We start from the raw sequence: 18,601 nt of genomic DNA on the forward strand, positions 1-18,601 counted from the left end.
ACTCTCAAAGGTGATATTTTGGGTAATCGCTATAGTGATATAGAGGAAAGTCCATGCTCACACAGTCTGAGATGGCTGTAGTGTTCGTGCTTGATGAAACAATAAATCAAGGCATTAATTTGACGGCAATGAAATAACCTAAGTCTAAGGATACGGTTAGAATAGTTTGAAAGTGCCACAGTGACGTAGCTTTTATAGAAATATAAAAGGTGGAACGCGGTAAACCCCTCGAGTGAGCAATCCAAATTAGGTAGGAGCACTTGTTTAGCGGAATTCAACGTATAAACGAGACACATGCATATATTTGTTATGTGTAGACAGATGGTTACCACCAACGTACCAGTGTAACTAGTGCACGTGATGAGTACAATGGAACAGAACATGGCTTACAGAAATATCACCACTAGTTTAGCTCTCCCATTAAACGGAGAGCTTTTTTAATGTCAATAAACATTATTCATTTATATATATGATTAAATTTTAAATCTAACTCTGTTAGAATAAACATAAAGAAATCAATCCAAAAGGAGAACAACGCATGTTTCAATTATTAGCAGTATGTCCAATGGGGCTTGAATCGATCGTAGCCAAAGAAATTCAAGAACTAGGTTATGAAACACAAGTAGAAAATGGACGTATCTTTTTTGAAGGTGACGAAAATGCCATCGTCAAATGTAACTTATGGTTACGTACCGCAGACCGTGTCAAAATCGTCATGGGACAATTTAAAGCAACTACGTTCGATGAATTATTTGAAAAAACAAAAGCATTACCTTGGGAGTCAATCATCGACGAACAAGGGAACTTTCCAGTCCAAGGTCGCAGTGTTAAATCCACCTTATATAGTGTGCCAGATTGCCAAGCCATTACTAAGAAAGCAATCGTAGAACGTCTTAAACATGCTTATAATGAAAAAGGATGGCTCAACGAATCGGGAGCAAAATATCCAGTAGAAGTATCAATTTTAAAAGATAAAGTACTACTTACTATTGATACATCCGGTTCAGGGTTAAATCGACGTGGCTATCGTTTAGCACAAGGGGAAGCACCTATCAAAGAAACATTAGCTGCTAGTTTGATTAAATTAGCCAATTGGACGGGTGATACGCCACTAATCGATCCATTCTGTGGTTCAGGAACGATTGCGATTGAAGCATGTCTCATCGCACAAAATATTGCTCCAGGATTCAATAGAGATTTTGTATCTGAAGAATGGAATATCATGCCACCAAATATTTATGACGATATGCGAGACGAAGCTGATAAACACGCGAATTATGATAGAGAAATTCAAGTATATGCCTCAGATATCGACCCAGAAATGGTTGAAATCGCTAAACGAAATGCAGAAGAAGTTGGCTTAGCGGACATCATTCAATTCAGTGTAAAAGATGTAAATACATTAACTATTGATACTGAAGAACCAATAGCATTAATCGGTAATCCACCATATGGTGAACGTATTGGTGATAGAGATGAAGTAGAAGAAATGTACCGATATATTGGTACATTAATGAAACAACACGATTATTTATCAACTTATATCCTAACAAGTAATAAAGAGTACGAGCATTTAGTTAACAAAAAGGCGACAAAACGCCGTAAGTTGTTTAATGGTTATATTGAATGTACGTACTATCAATATTGGGGTAAAAAACCTCAAACCAAAAAAGAATCATAGTTCATAAAATCAAATCAATTCATTAGCACTCTCAATTCAACTGTAGTAAGGTTGGATTAAGAGTGTTTTAATTTAAATTACTTTTATAATTAATAAATATAATAATCATTATTATTGAGAGGAGTAATTAATATGAAGAATGTTTTAATTATTGGGGCAAACGGACGTGTGGCTATCGAAGCAACTAAAATTTTCTTAGAGAATTCAAACTTCAATGTGAACCTGTTCTTAAGAAATGCGCATCGTATCCCTGATTATGCATCAAACAGAGTAACAGTATTTGAAGGTGATGCTAAGAACCAACAAGATTTAGAACAAGCATTAGACAATATAGATATTGTTTTTACTGGTACCTCTGGCTCATTAAATCGTCATGCTGAAACGATAGTTAAAGCTATGGACGCAAAAGGGATTAAAAGATTAATTTTAATTGCTGCACCAGGTATTTATGATGAGTTACCTGAAGCATTCAATGAATGGAATAAACAACAATTTGGAGATAAGTTAGACTTATACCGTCAAGCAGCAGATACAATCGAGCAATCCGACTTAGATTATACAATCATTAGACCGGGTTGGTTAACAGATAAAAATGAAAATATATATGAAATTAGCACTAAAGAAGGGGACTTCGAGGGTACAGAAGTATCAAGAAAAAGTGTCGCTAATTTAGCTGTACAAATTGCGAAGCACCCAGAATTACATTCAAAAGAGAATATCGGTGTATTTAAGCCAGGAACTGAAGGTACCAAACCCTCATGGTTTGAATAATCCTGTCTAAAATTCATAGGTTTTAAACGATATATATGATAATATTTTAAGTAATATCATAATCTATGATAACTGACTTATTTAGAAGAGGTTATGACAACGTCACTTACATTAAAATTTTGTATAGAATTTTAAATCACATTGTCTTAATCTCTTCTTTTTTATTGACTGAACTAAAGGGGATTAATACGCATGACACATACAGAACAATTAGACATTTTATATAAATTAAAAAAAGAAGTTGAAAAATCAAATAACACTGCTTTACTAAATACAATTAATCAGGTAATTAAAAAGGTATATAAAAACCAATTTACAATGTCCTTTGTTGGGCACTTTTCAGCTGGTAAATCAACATTGATCAACTTGTTATTAGAGCAAGATATTTTACCAAGTTCTCCAGTACCTACAACTAGTAATACAGCAATCGTATCAGTTTCTGATACAGAAGATATCATCGCAAACTTACCAAACCAACAATATACAAAATTAAAAACATACGATGAAGTTAAACAAATGAATCGTCAAAATATAGATGTTGAATCTGTAGAGATTAACTTCCAATCCGATAAATTTGATAAAGGCTTTACATTCCAGGATACACCTGGTGTTGACTCTAATGTCGCAACACATCAAACAACAACTGAACAATTCATGTATACGAGTAACGTTTTATTTTATACCGTTGACTATAATCACGTGCAATCTGCACTTAATTTTCAATTTATGAAAAGAATTAATGAAGTAGGCATTCCAGTTGTATTCATCATTAACCAAATCGACAAACATAATGATGATGAACTATCATTTGATACATTCAAATCTAGAGTTGAGAAATCTATTAATGAATGGGACATCGATTTACAACATATATATTATGTATCAAAATTCGATCATCCTGAAAACCAAATTGATGACTTATCTGAATACCTCTTATATTTAGATAAGAATAGAGAACCAATGGAAACGTATGTTGAACGAACGGTATCTTTTATTACAGATGCTCAACTTTCATACATTCAAAATGAAATGCAAAGTATACTTGAATACCTCAACATCGAAGAAGATGAGTTTGAACAAGCTTATTTAAATTTCCAACAAACACAAGCTGTTTCAGAAGAAGCACAACTTTTAAATGATAAAGATAAATTAAAAGCATATCTTAAACAAAAACGTAAAGATATATTAGCAAATGCCTATATTATGACACATGATATGCGCGAACAACTGCGTTCTTATCTAGAAAGTAAGGCAACTGACTTTAAAGTAGGTGGTCCCTTTAATAAAGCTAAAAAGAAAGAGGAAGCACAAACGGAGCGTTTAGATAAAGCAATCAGTATGCTACAAGAAAAGATTAACACTCAAATACGTCAACCTATGCGTGAAGACATGTCATTTTTAACGCGCTTTATCAATCAAAAAAATATAAACGAACATATACTCAACCAATCCTATGATATTCCAAATGATTTAGTTTCATCACTGTATCAACCACAAACAACCATCAGCAATACTTATGTATTAACATTTTCAGATGAAGTTGTTAAAGCAATCAATCAATTTGTTGAACGTCAATCGAATCCATTATTTGAAAAAGCTATCCAACACGTACAAGCTAATGAGATTGAAAGCGAAGATAATGAAACATCAGATGAATATCAACGTTACTTACAATTAAATAACTTAAAAGAATCTATCACAACACGCAATTATCAACATTACTATATCCATTTGGAAGATTCTTTAGATAAATTAACTGGACGCACTGAAGCCAATTTCACGATTAAAGAAGAAAACGATACAACACAACATCAGCATCGTGATCAAATTCAAGCCAGTGATGACACAGTGAGTCGTTCACAAGTAGACATTGAAAAAGCATTAAATATCATCGAAGATATTCCATTATTCGAACGTACACAAACAGATATTAAACAAACACTAACGCGTTTAGATCAACAAATAACAAAAATAGGTGTATTTGGGACATTTAGTGCTGGTAAGAGTAGTTTAATTAATGCTTTATTAGGTGATAATTACTTAGTTAGCTCGCCAAATCCGACAACAGCAGCCACTACAGAACTGACATACGGGGAAAGTAGTAGCATAACATTAAAATCATCTAAACAATTACTCGATGAGATTAACCAATTGCTAGAGTTCTTTAATCAGTCATTTTCGTCTTTAGATGAATTTATGAATAGCGATATTTCTCAATTGAAATCAAAACTAGAAAAAAATCAACTTGCCTTTATTTCAGCAGTAGAAAAGCATTACGACATGTATATCAATATGTTAGAAGAAGGGGAAGTAAATCATATTTCACAAGAAGATGTCAAAAAATGGTCTGCCGAAGATGAATATGCAACTTTCGTAAAAACAGTACATTTACAAGTACCTGTTGAATGGCTTAAAGGCAAAATTGTTGTCGATTCACTTGGTTTACATTCCAATAACCAGCGTCATACTAATGAAACTGAACAAATCCTCACTTCATCTGACTTAATTTTATATGTCAGTTATTTCAATCACTCTTTTACTGATAACGACAAAGCTTTCATTGAACATATGAAAGATATGAATCAGTTAAATGAAAATCAAGCATTCAAAATGATTATTAATGCTGTCGATTTAGCTGAAAGTGATGAAGATCTTAATGCCGTTAAAGATTATGTTGCCGACGCACTAAACCAAGTACAATTGCAATCTGAAGTGTTTGGTGTGTCTAGTCGAGAAGCATTAAAATCTAGTGATGAAGGTATGAATCAATTAAAAGAAAGCATTCAACATTTCGTCGATGTTGAATCTAAAACGATACTCGAACAACAAATGATTCACCAACTTCAACAAATTGATCAGTCATATCAAGAGATGATTTCAGAATTTGAAACCAATAAAGATGACATCGCGAAACGTCAACGTAAATTAGAAACATACAAAGACAAACATAGACTAGAAAACCAATTAATTGCTACTACGACTCAACATACAAATAATGAAGTTGAAGAACAAGTCTATCATTTAAATCAAAGATTAAAGCTTCAGTTAATGGATGATATTAAGTCTGTTTATAATAGTCAAATGACACAAAATAGTGATTTCAACGCTGAAAAGAAAAACTCAACTAAAATTTATTTAGATCAAATTCATCAAAGAATGTTCTTAGAGCAATCATTAATCACTGAAAGAATTAAGAAGTATTTTAATCAGCAATTAGACGAACAAGTTGCACCTGTCTTACAACAGTTAAGTCAATTGCATATTATTGTACATCCACGTTTCAATTTACAACCTGATGTTGTTGATCAACCATTACTTCATATCGATTTAAACGATATGATGGCTGAATTACCTAAACAATTAACGAAACGTAAAATTTTAAATGCGAATGCTCAAAAGGATATTCATGAAATGATTTGTCAAAGTACATTAGAACTACTTCAACCTAACTTTAGTCGCTTAAGACAACAACTTGAAACTTATGTTGAGCAAATGTCTGATGAAGCAGAACAACAATTTAATAGTATTGAAGACAATATTCAAAGTCAGATTAATGAATTATTATCATTTGAATTAGATGAATCATTAATTTCACAACTTAAAGATAAGCACCAACAACTTGAAGCAATTATATATTAAGAAAGAAGGACAATCGAAATGCCTAATAAAGTATTACTCGTTGATGGCATGGCTTTATTATTTAGACATTTTTTCGCAACGAGTCTCCATAATCAATTTATGTACAATTCAAAAGGCGTGCCAACTAACGGTATTCAGGGGTTTGTACGTCATATCTTTTCAGCTATCCATGAAATCCAACCCACACATGTAGCTGTTTGTTGGGATATGGGGCAATCAACCTTCAGAAATGACATGTTTGAAGGTTATAAACAAAATCGCTCAGCACCACCAGAAGAGCTCATTCCACAATTTGATTATGTTAAAGAGATATCTGAACAATTTGGTTTTGTTAATATTGGTGTGACTAATTATGAAGCCGATGATGTGATTGGTACATTAGCACAAACTTATTCCGTTGATAATGATGTCTATATTATTACCGGAGATAGAGATTTGTTACAATGTATCAATGAAAATGTTGAAGTATGGCTCATTAAGAAAGGCTTTAACATATATAATCGATATACCTTAAATCGATTTAATGAAGAGTATGAATTAGCACCGCAACAACTCATTGATATCAAAGCGTTTATGGGTGATACAGCCGATGGTTATGCAGGTGTTAAAGGTATAGGTGAGAAAACTGCGATAAAATTAATTCAACAATATGGCAGTGTGGAAGGGGTCATTGAACAAATTGATGCCTTAACACCAGGTCAAAGGAAGAAAATTAATGACAATATGAATGAATTACATTTATCGAAGCGATTAGCTGAGATTCATACAAATGTGCCCATCGATAGTGAACAATTGTTCCAAGATATGTCTTTTGCCACAACATTGAACCATATCTTATCTATATGTAATGAACATGAGCTATATGTTTCCGGTAAATATATATCAAGTCATTTATAAAATCATAAACATAACGACTCGTACGATTATCTAATTAAAGATAAAAATACGAGTCGTTTTTATTTTATTATCTCATTATTTTAAAATCATTATAATTTATCACATATTCAATTATACTTATATAAAATTTTATGATATTATTAAATGGAACGTAAATAAATTGTTCAACATTATGTTGTGATGTATGCCGATTTGTCTGTTTTTTATCATTTATTTGGTAAATCATAGCATTTATGATGAATCATCATTTATCAAATCCTAACTATAATTAACAGACCTGTATACTTATCACAACTACAACATCAGAGACACAACAACAAGATAAGGAGTGAACAATAGCTGTGAATAATCGTGAGAAATTACAGAAGTTTAGTATTCGTAAATATACAGTTGGTACGTTTTCAACTGTCATTGCGACATTAGTCTTTTTAGGTTTTAATGCTTCTCATGCACAAGCTGAAGAATTAAATACCACTAAAACGGCGTCACAACAATTACTACATCAACAGGATGAGGTAAATGACGATTCGAAATCTAATACCGATTCATCAATAGCTAACCAACTAGCTAATGAACAAACTAGTGATGAAACTATAACTTCAGAACAACCATCTAAAGAAACTGTGGTCTCTCAAACACATAAAGATCCTACAGACACACAAACTATAGATAACGTTTCAACAGATAATGAAAATTCCATTCAAACGACTGATCAAACAGCAAATTCTAATCATTCAAATGATTTAGAACAAAATAATCAATCTCATTCTGCAGAAGTAAATAACGTAGAAAATAAGTTAACTGCAAACGTGGATAATGTAAAACATCAAAGCATTGAACAAGAAAGTAATTTAACGCAACCGGCTCAATTGAATAAGGATTCGTTACAAGCTTTCTTTGATGCTAATTATCATGATTATCGCTTTATAGATAGAGATAAAGTAGATCAACCAACATATGATCAAGTTAAGCAGGCTTTCGATAAAGTCAATACGTTACTTGGAAACAATAATCCAATCAGTGAAAAATCATTACAACTTGCATATCAAGATTTAGAACAAGCAGTAGCAACGATACGCACATTACCTAAGCGTCAATCTCAAACAAGACGCAACCATCATATTCAAGAACGTGCAGCCGAATCAAGATCATCTGGTAGTTATCAATCAGCTATTACATCTTACTATGTAGATAATCCAAATGATGGTTCAGGTTACCCTGAAGGTACTTATATTTATGCAGCTAACAAAGGGACACCATTTTCATTACCTAATACACCATGGAAACGTCTAAGAGCTGCCGATTCTAAAGGTATTGCCTACGTCGTTACGAAACGATTAAAAGATGGTTATGAATGGACGATTAAATTTAATCAAAGTCATCAAATGCATGAGCACATGGTATTTTGGTTTGGCTTACCGGATGGACAGACACCAGTAGGTCCAGCAAGATTATCGATTGAAGACCCAGACAACTCTAATATCGTAAGTAGCTTAGGTGTTGGCGCAGGAGAAGGTCAACCATTACCTTTCATGTGGCGTACTGCAGGTGGTATTGACAGTTCTCGTGCCTCTAATTTCGTACAAGGACCACGTACAGGCTATACATTTTATGATGAACCTACGATTCATATTAATAGCTTTAAAGAATTTGCACGTGCACCTGAATTTCAACATGAACAAGATGCATCAGATAATGCGAGAACAAACGGTGAACAAAATTTTGCATTATTAAATGGTGAATTTCCAAACCAAATTACGGGTCTTGACAGAATGTATGCATTTATTGGAAAAGGTAACGCAAGTTATACACTCCAATTTAGAACACAAGGAAACACTGCATCACGTTTCTATTATGCAGCCGGTGGTAGAGCTTTAGAATATAGACAACTATTTAGCTATAACGAGCTATATGTCGAACCATTAAATCATTTTACAGAAAGAGTTAAAGATTTTACATTAGTTACCAATCGTACATATCATTTAGGCAATTATAAAAACGTATATGATTTAACTTTGAGAAGAGATGTAACAAAATTTATTTTAGATTCAAATGATGAAAACTCTGAAGATTTTGCTACGGACCCATTAAGCTATGTTAGAACGCCGAGTCCATTAGTTATTGGTTTTTTCGATCCTAACTTACCTTCAAAATCGTTTCGTCATGGACCTCACATCCAATTAAATGACTATCAAATCTATCAATTAATCAATAATGAAACGTTAATTAACGCAAGTCGCTCAGGTAATCCAATCAAGTTAAATATTGGATTTAGCGTTCAAGATAGATATGGTAATGACGAAACTTTAATGCCAGTTTATTTATATGTGAAACCTGAACTTCAAAATAATATGGGCTTTTTCACAAATAACGATCCAAATAACCGTGCAGAATCACCCGAATCTAAATCAGCAGGACACCCAGTCTTTAATGTATTTCAAGGTAATATGGGCAATAGTTATACAAGCAGTGGTAACACATCTAACTATGTTCAACCATTACGCATTCAATTAGCAAGTAATGAAGATTTTAGTAATAATGATTGGGAAATCACTGGTATCCCAAGTACACTTCATATTGAAAATGCTGCTGGCAGAACTAATAATAATAGAGAAAGAAACCTTGAATTGGTAGGTAATATTGCACCTGGCGATTATTCAGGTATCGTACGATTACGCAAACGAGAACAACCATTTGAAATTAGAGTCAAACCATTGCCACCTCAAATCGATACAACTGTTCGAGAATTAAGAGGAAAAGGTGGAACTAAACCAACTATCACAGTGTCTAATGTACCTGCAGATCCTAATGCCCTTGTGTATTTAGTTGCAACTGGAAATTTAGCACAAGATGGTATAAATGATCCCGCTTCAGTACCAAAAAATTACGACATTATAGCTAGTGCAACGCCGACAAGTACAAGTAATAGTGTGACATTCAATCCAGAAGACTATGTACAGAACTTACCAAATACTGGCGTAATCAGAGCAATCGTTTATTACAATAAGAAGGTGGTATCTAATTTTAGTAATGCTGTTGAAATACAGGCAGACAACACACCACCAACAATTGGTAACCCTGTCGATTTAAAAAATAAATATTATAAAGGTGAACAAGTCAACTTTACGATTGATATTACAGACGGTGCAAATGGTACTGGAATTAAATCTGTAAATGTTAGCAGATTACCACAAGGATGGACTTCTCAATTTGTGCAAAACGCAAATGGTGAGGGTGGTACACTTAGAATTACGGGAAATGTATCTGATAATCAACCATTCAATAGTCAAATCAGATTCAATGTTTCTGCAACAGATAACAGCAATAATACAACCAATAGTCGTCAATCTAAACAAATTGCAATCAATATTGGCCAAATGAGTAATGATTTTTCTCCAATTGTATTACCTAATGTTCAAAAAATTAATGTAGTTAATCCTGGAGACTTAACTCGTGCTGAAGAACGAGATGTGATTAACGCTCTAAAAGCCGTTAATACTAATATCATTCCATACCTAGAAGATTCAAGTCCAATCAATATCCCATCCACAGATATGATTAGTTTTAATTATAAAGATGGATCAACAGATCGGATTTCAATCACTAATGCAATAACTTATGAACCAGTTCGAAAATCAATATATGCCGAAGGTAACAATACTAAAGAAGCAACAGTGACGATAGCTAGAGGTCAACAATTTGAATTTGGTGATTTAAAACAATACTTTGCATTAAGTAATGGCGCAGATATGCCAGAAAGTTCACTATTTACTATCACTGCAGTTAATGCATTGCCGAATTCATCACAAATATCTCAATTAGGTGTCGGTACATATACGTATCAATTAAATGCGAGTGATGCTTATAGACAAGATCAAGCACCTTTAACTTTAAAATTAAAAGTTGTAGATGTGAACCAACCAACAGGTGACCAACGTGTATATCGTATTTCAACATTTAATGTAACTGATGATGAAAAAGCGCAAATAAAACAAGCATTTATAAATGCGAATAGTAGCCAACTACAATTAACTGATAGCAATATAGAGATTACAAATACGCTAAATCGATTAAATACAAGTACGATAACTGTAAATATCACAAAAGGTAAATTACAAAAATCATTTACATCTAATGCAACGACAATGAATTTCTTAAGATGGGTGGATTTCCCCAATGACTATTCAGTAGGTTGGACAAGTCAAACGATCCCTGGACGTCAATCAGATGGAGGCTTCCAATGGTCATCAGATCATAAATCATTAATTTATCGTTATGACGCAACTTCTGGTAGAACCATTAATGCTAATGATGTTTTAAAACTGATTACAGCGAATACGACTATTCCAGGCCTAAGAACTAATATAAGAGGTACTGAAAAAGCATTGGCCGAAGCAGGTGGAACACCAAACTATAATCCAGTAGGTTATTCTTTAACAGCTCCTGATGCGGGCGGTCAACGTGAATTCACCTATAACGGTAAAATCATCCAAGCTTTAGATTTAGTTGAAACAAGTCGTGGCTATGGTGGTCAACCTATTACGTATTCAAATTTAAGCTCAAATAAAACTAATTCATCTCTAACAAATGTGAATGAATCTGCCAGAAATGGTGTGCCAGCATTTACAATAGACCATGTTATTAAAAACAATACGATTACTGGTAACAATAGTCCTGTATATAGAGCACAATTATTCTTATCACCATATGGCCCACCAGCTTATTTACAAGCGATTAATAGTAATCAAGCAAACACTACTGACGTCATTAACGTGTATTTTGTACCAAGTGATAGTGTGAATCCGACATTAACTGTTGGCAATTACAGTAATCATGTCGTGTATTCTGGTGAAACTTTCACAAACAATATTACAGCGAATGATAATTATGCTTTAGGTAGTGTACAAGTTGCACCTAATTCTCAAATAGCAGGCACAGTTAGCAATAATAATCAAACAGTATCGTTACAAGCACCAAATGTCTCTACAAGTAGTGATAAAACGATTACATTAGTTGCGACAGATACAAGTGGAAACACGACTAATCAGTCATTTAACGTCACAGTTAAACCGTTAAAAGATAAATACTGTGTGACAACCAATGCAACTGTTGGAAATCCAATTAGAATAGCAAATATTCGTGACAATGCAACAATTTCACAAGCAGATCAACAAAAGATTATCGATAGTATTACTACAACTAATATTGCAGGTACAAGACCATATGCCACAGCCGGTGCAAATGAAATTAGAAGTAAAGTTGTAACTGGTAATGTTGGAAGATTAAACCAATCACCTGTAGCAACCGTTACAGTTACGTTTGCTGATGGTTCAACATCAACAGTTACCGTTCCTGTAAAACATATCCTTTACAACGTTGTAGCTAGTCCAAGATATACCATTCAAGGACAAGATTTCCCTAATGGTAAAGGTGCATCACCAAATGATTTCTTCACCTTAGAAAACGGTGATCCAGTTCCTGATGCCACAATTACATGGCTACCAAATAATACACCAAACAAAAACAATACTCGTATTGGTGAAAGTATTACAGTTAGAGCTAATATCTTATTTGATGGTGAAACAACACCAATTATTAAAGAATCATCATATATGGTAGTACGATCAATTCCAAAACAAGTATTTGTAACCAATAGAGTTACACCAATTCCTGGTATTGATAATCCAAACAATCCAAAAGATTATCTTAAACCAATCATTCATTCATGGGATAACGATACACAACAGATGAACTTTGCATTTGTCGGTAATGGAAATACACCACCAAACCTTAATATAGTAGGTAGTCAAACTAGATTGGTCCGTGTTACTTATGCCAACGGGCAAAGTGAAAATGTTAGATTCTTAGTAAATGTACGACCTGATGCGCCACGCATTGATAGTAATACAGTTTTATTTAAAGCAGGCTTAACTAATCAAGAAATCAAAATTAATAATGTTCTAAACCAATCACCAGTTACATTATTAAAATCCGATGGCACATCATTAGCGATTTCTCATACCAATTATGGTCCTGGACATAATGCAACTGTAGTTGTAAGTGATGCATTACCAGATGGCGAAATCAAAGCTAAAACGAGCGTAACCACTAGACATATCTCATACACTACTCAAAATAACCAAGGACAAGTTCAAGATGTAACACAAGATATTACAGTAGATTCATTTGAAAGTGATCCTGTACGTGTAACACCACAATTGCATGCAATTCCAGACGGCGCTCATTTCATAAAAGATGATACGCAAAATGACTTTAGTAGTGCCGCACGTTATATCGATCAATTACCTCAAGGCGCTACAGCTGTATGGCAAGACAATGCTGATAATTGGAAGAATAATGTAGGTAACTTTACTAAAACAGCAGTTGTTACATTACCGAACGGACAAGGTACAAGAAATGTAGATATTCCAGTCAAAATTTACCCAGTGGCACGTGCTAAAGCACCAACACGCGAAGTACAAGGCGGTCAACTATCTCAAGGTACTGACGCATTACATTATGTAACATTTGATCCTAATACCAATACAAATGGCATTACTGCAGATTGGGCAAATCAAGCACAACCAAGTACGAGTCAACCTGGTGTTCAAAATTTAACAATTAATGTGACATATCCTGGAATAACAACACCTGTACAAGTTCCTGTTAGTTTAAATGTATATCAATTTGATTTCAGTCCTAATGAATATACAACAACGATAGGTACTACTTTTGCCCGTGGTATTGAGGCATCTCAATATCAACACATTGTGAATAATAATGGTTTACCAACTGAAGGATTTACATATCATTGGAATCAAGCAACCACTGGTACTAATGGTGAAAGTTGGGAAGCATTAAATAAACCAAATTCTGCTCAAGTATTAAATGCAAAATATGATGTGTTATATAACGGTCAACCTTTCGCAACGTCCCAACCTGCACGTTTTATAATTAGAAATGTACAACCTTCTGTACCTCAAATTTCTGAATCCAAGCAAGGTGTTATTACAATAGCACCAGGTGCAAACCAATCTATTAATACTCGTACAGGTAATGTCGATACGTACGCAGATCGTTTGGTTATTAAACATAACGGCCAAGTCATTACAACATTTATACGTAATAATAGTAATAGCCCATGGACAAAAGAAACCTCTGCACAAAGCGTGAACGGTGTAGTAGGTACAGAAAATGGTATCACTATCGCGGCAGGGACATTCAGTCCATCAGACAATATTCAAGTCATTGCAACACAAGGTAATGGAGAATTAATAAGCGACGAACAACCTAGTCAAATGTTTACAGTTGTAGCACCTCAACCTAATCAAGCTACATCTCACATTTGGGAAAATGGACAAGTAGAAATCGCACCAAATAATTTACCAAATAACCTTGTTAACCCAACAACAGCGGTAGAGATTACTTACATCGAACAAGTAAGTAACACTAGTGAACAGACAAAAACATTACAAGTTGTTCAAGGTCCTAATGGACAATGGTCAATTGCTGACAAACCAAGTTATGTCACAGTAGATAGTGCAACTGGTAAAGTAACTTTCAATGCAAATACAATCAAACCTAATAGTGATGTCACTACAATTGCAAAAGCAGGTTCGGGTAATGCAGAAAGTACAAACACAAATACTTATAATATACCTAATGCACATACTGTCACTATTAATCAAATTGTGAAAGATTATGGTTCTAACGTCACACCTGAGGATATTAATAATGCAGTACAAGTTATCAACAAACAAAATGCAACAATTAAACAAGGTACTCCATTACCTGTTAATCTTGCAGGTGGTAGTACAACAACCATACCAGTTGTCATAACGTATGATGATGGTAGCACAGAACAAATTACTGAAACGATTTTTACTAAGTCAGACAAACGTGATTTAATTTCAGCGGTAAATCACTTAGATGATCCAATCAGTACTGATGGTAAAACACCAGCAAGTATCACGCAGTTTAATAATGCGATGACAAATGCTCAAAGTGAAATCAATACTGCCATTACTCAAGCAGACCAAGTCATTCAAGATCAATTCGCTTCACCTGAACAAGTGACACAAGCATTAAACACTGTTCAAGCTGCTCAAGCAAAAATTGATCAAGCCAAAGCATTACTTCAAAATAAAGCTGACAATCATGAATTAGTTCAAGCTAAAAATGACTTGCAAGCATCTATAGATCAACAACCATCATTAGATGGTATGACACAACAAAGTATTGATAATTACAATGCGAAACGACAAGCTGCTCAATCTGAAATCACAAAAGCACAACAAGTCATTGATAATGGTGATGCCACAGCACAACAAATTGCAGAACAAAAACAAAATGTAGATAAAGCATTAACAGCATTAAATCAAGCCAAATCGGATTTAACTGCAGATACAAGTGCTTTACAACAAGCAGTTCAGCAACTTGATAGAACTGGTACAACAACAGGAATGAGACCAGCTAGTATCACAGCTTATAACCAAGCGATGCAAGCTCTTAATCCTGATTTAACTCAAGCACGTCAAAAAGCCGATGCAATTATTAACAAGCCAATTCGAACTGTTCAAGAAGTTCAAGATGCTTTAAGACAAGTTGACCAAGTGAATGAACGTATTACACAAGCGATTAATCAGTTGCAACCTTTAGCAAATAATAGCGAACTTAAAACGGCGAAGGCCAAACTTGATGATGAGATTAACCAAACAGTATCAACAGATGGCATGACAACCGAGTCTATTAATGCATACCAACAAGTGAAACAAGCTGCACAAGCTGAATCTGAAGCAGCACAACAAGTCATTAATAATGGCGATGCAACAGAACAAGATATCGCAAACGAAAAAGCAAAAGTAGAAGATAAATACAATGCATTGAAACAAGCGATTGCAAACTTAACACCTGATGTTTCACCATTAGAAAGAGCTAAAGCTGATCTAGAAAATGATATCAATCAAACAACAAGCACAACAGGTATGACTGATCAATCAGTAGCCAACTATAATGAAAAATTAAACGCTGCAAAACAACAATTACAAGAGATTAATCAAATCCTACAATCTCATCCTAACGTAGCTACAATCAGAGATTATGTTGCACATGCAAATGATGCTAAATCAGTTCTAGATACAGCTCGTAACGGATTAACAGTAGATAAAACACCTTTAGAAAATGCGAAAAATGCGTTACAACAAAGTATTAATCAAGTTACTGATACAACAGGTATGACACAAGATTCGATTAATACTTACCAAGCAAAATTAAATGCCGCTAAAGAAAAACTGAGCGCAATTAATCAAGTCTTAAATAGCAATCCAACCGTGGATCAAATCAATACAAATACAACAGCAGCAAATGATGCTAAAGCTGAATTAGACGACGCACGTTCAAACTTAACGCCAGACCAAGCACCATTACAACAGGCAAAAGTTGAACTTCAAGAAGCGATAAATCAAGCACAAGGTACTGATACAACAGGTATGACGCAAGATTCAATTAATGCTCTTAATGACAAATTAAATGCGGCTAAAGAAAAGATAAAAGAAATTGATCACGTCTTAAATAACCACCCAACTGTCGCTCTAATCAATGACAGTGTGAATCAAGCAACTACTACCAAAGAAGCTTTAAATGAGGCACGTCAAAACCTAGTACCTGATAAAGCACCATTAGAAGCTGCGAAAAATGCGTTACAACAAAGTATTAATCAACCTACAAATACGACAGGCATGACGCAATCATCTATTGATGCTTATAATGAAAAACTTGAACAAGCGAAAGCAAAACTTGCATCTATAACTCAAGTACTTAATGGTTCACCAAGTGTTGGAGACATCAATTCAAATAAGAATGAAGCAAACATTGCGAAAGATGCATTAAATCAAGCACGTCAACAATTAACAGTTGATAAAGCACCATTACAACAAGCCAAAATGGAACTTGAACAAAGTATCAATCAACCAACAGATACAAATGGCATGACTCAAGAATCAGTTGCGAATTATAACAGCAAAGTAAATGCAGCACGTGAAAAACTTCGTGAAATAGAACAAGTTTTAAATGGTAATCCAACCGTTGATGATATTAATAACAACACAAGTGCAACAAATAATGTAACTAATGCGTTAAACCAAGCACGTCAACAATTAACAGTAGATAAGGCGCCATTAGAAGCTGCAAAAGACGCATTACAACAAAGTATTAATACTGCAGATAACACTGATACAAATGGCATGACTCAAGATTCTATTAATACATTTAATGACAAATTAAATGCGGCTAAAGAGAAACTTGAAGCTATCAAACAAGTACTTAATGGTAATCCAACTGTTCAAGACATTAATACAAATGTAGCTCAAGCAAATACCGTTAAATCTGATTTAGATCAAGCTCAAGCTCATTTAACACCTGATAAAGCACCATTAGAAGCTGCGAAAAATAGTTTAGAAGCAAGTATTAATCAACCAACTGATACTGATGGTATGACATCCGCTTCATTAGAGGCTTATCATCAAGAGTTAGGTAAAGCGAGACAAACATTAAATGAATTAAATCAACTTATTGCTGGTCAGCCAACTGTAGCTGAAATTAAAGCTAAAGTAGCACAAGCACAAACAAATGAAGCGAATTTAAATCATGCACGTTCTAATCTAACTTTAGATCGTCAACCAACATTGACTTCATTACAAAATGCAACAAGTTTAAATGATGCTCAACGTAATCGTTTAGAAGAACAAATTAATGCTGCACCAAATCATGCGGCACTTGTAGCATTACAAAATGATATTAATCAATTAAATCATGCAATGACTAAATTAAGAGATAGCATTGCTGATAATGATCAACTTAAGACAGGTATTAACTATATAGATGCAACACCATCTATCAAATCAAGTTATGATAATGCCGTTGATGATGCAAAAGGTACTATTGATAGCCAAACACAACCAATCATGGATCCAACGACAATCAATCAACAAGCTGAAAATGTTAAATCAAGCCAAGCTGCATTAGATGGACAACAAAATTTACAACGTGCTAAAGATGAAGCAACCGCAATAATTGTAGGAGCTAGTGATTTAAATCAAGCACAAAAAAATGCATTAATTCAACAAGTTTCAAAAGCACAAAATGTTCAACAAGCTAATGATATTAAGCAAAATGCAGACGATTTAAATAATGCGATGACAGCATTAAAACAAGGTATCGCTAATCACGATCAACTTATTCAAAGTGATAACTACGTCAATGCGAACCCTGAATTAAAAACGGCTTATAACAATAAATATGATCAAGCTAAAGCTATCGTTGAAGGTACAGGTCAAAGTCCTATACTTACACCAAATGAAGTCAATCATGCATTAAAACAAGTCACGTTTACAGAGCAAGCATTAAACGGTAATACCAACCTTAATAATGCAAAACAACAAGCGCTTACCGCTCTTGGTCAGTTAACACATTTAAATCAAGCGCAACGTCAAGCATTAGAAACACAAATCAATGACGCGCATCAAATTGATACAGTAAATAATGCTAAAGAACTTGCTAATAATATTGATGGCGCTATGGCAAATTTACAACAATCGATTGCGAATAAAGAGGATG

General features: G+C 34.1%; 4 protein-coding genes, 1 other RNA gene and 2 pseudogenes. All 7 read left to right on the forward strand.

Features of this window, described 5'->3' with window-relative positions:
* Positions 1–14 precede the first annotated feature (14 nt).
* Positions 15–394: RNase P RNA component class B (rnpB, locus tag P7F85_RS06760), an RNA gene on the forward strand.
* 144 nt (positions 395–538) lie between these two features.
* Positions 539–1,681, forward strand: coding sequence for a THUMP domain-containing class I SAM-dependent RNA methyltransferase (locus P7F85_RS06765; RefSeq protein WP_447158529.1), 1,143 nt, complete (start codon positions 539–541; stop codon positions 1,679–1,681).
* 132 nt (positions 1,682–1,813) lie between these two features.
* Positions 1,814–2,452, forward strand: coding sequence for an SDR family oxidoreductase (locus P7F85_RS06770; protein WP_002466628.1), 639 nt, complete (start codon positions 1,814–1,816; stop codon positions 2,450–2,452).
* Between the two features lie 192 nt (positions 2,453–2,644).
* Entirely contained in the window at positions 2,645–6,091 is a 3,447-nt protein-coding gene (locus tag P7F85_RS06775; protein WP_447158530.1) for a dynamin family protein, read from the forward strand.
* Between the two features lie 18 nt (positions 6,092–6,109).
* Positions 6,110–6,988, forward strand: a complete 879-nt coding sequence (locus P7F85_RS06780; RefSeq protein ID WP_002466627.1) for a 5'-3' exonuclease — start codon at positions 6,110–6,112, stop codon at positions 6,986–6,988.
* Between the two features lie 341 nt (positions 6,989–7,329).
* Positions 7,330–7,392 (forward strand): annotated as a pseudogene (locus tag P7F85_RS06785) (YSIRK-type signal peptide-containing protein); the annotation flags it as partial.
* Positions 7,393–7,854: 462 nt separating this feature from the next.
* Positions 7,855–18,543 (forward strand): annotated as a pseudogene (gene ebh / locus P7F85_RS06790) (hyperosmolarity resistance protein Ebh); the annotation flags it as partial.
* Between the last annotated feature and the right edge of the window lie 58 nt (positions 18,544–18,601).

It is taken from the genome of Staphylococcus sp. aM (assembly GCF_052975125.1).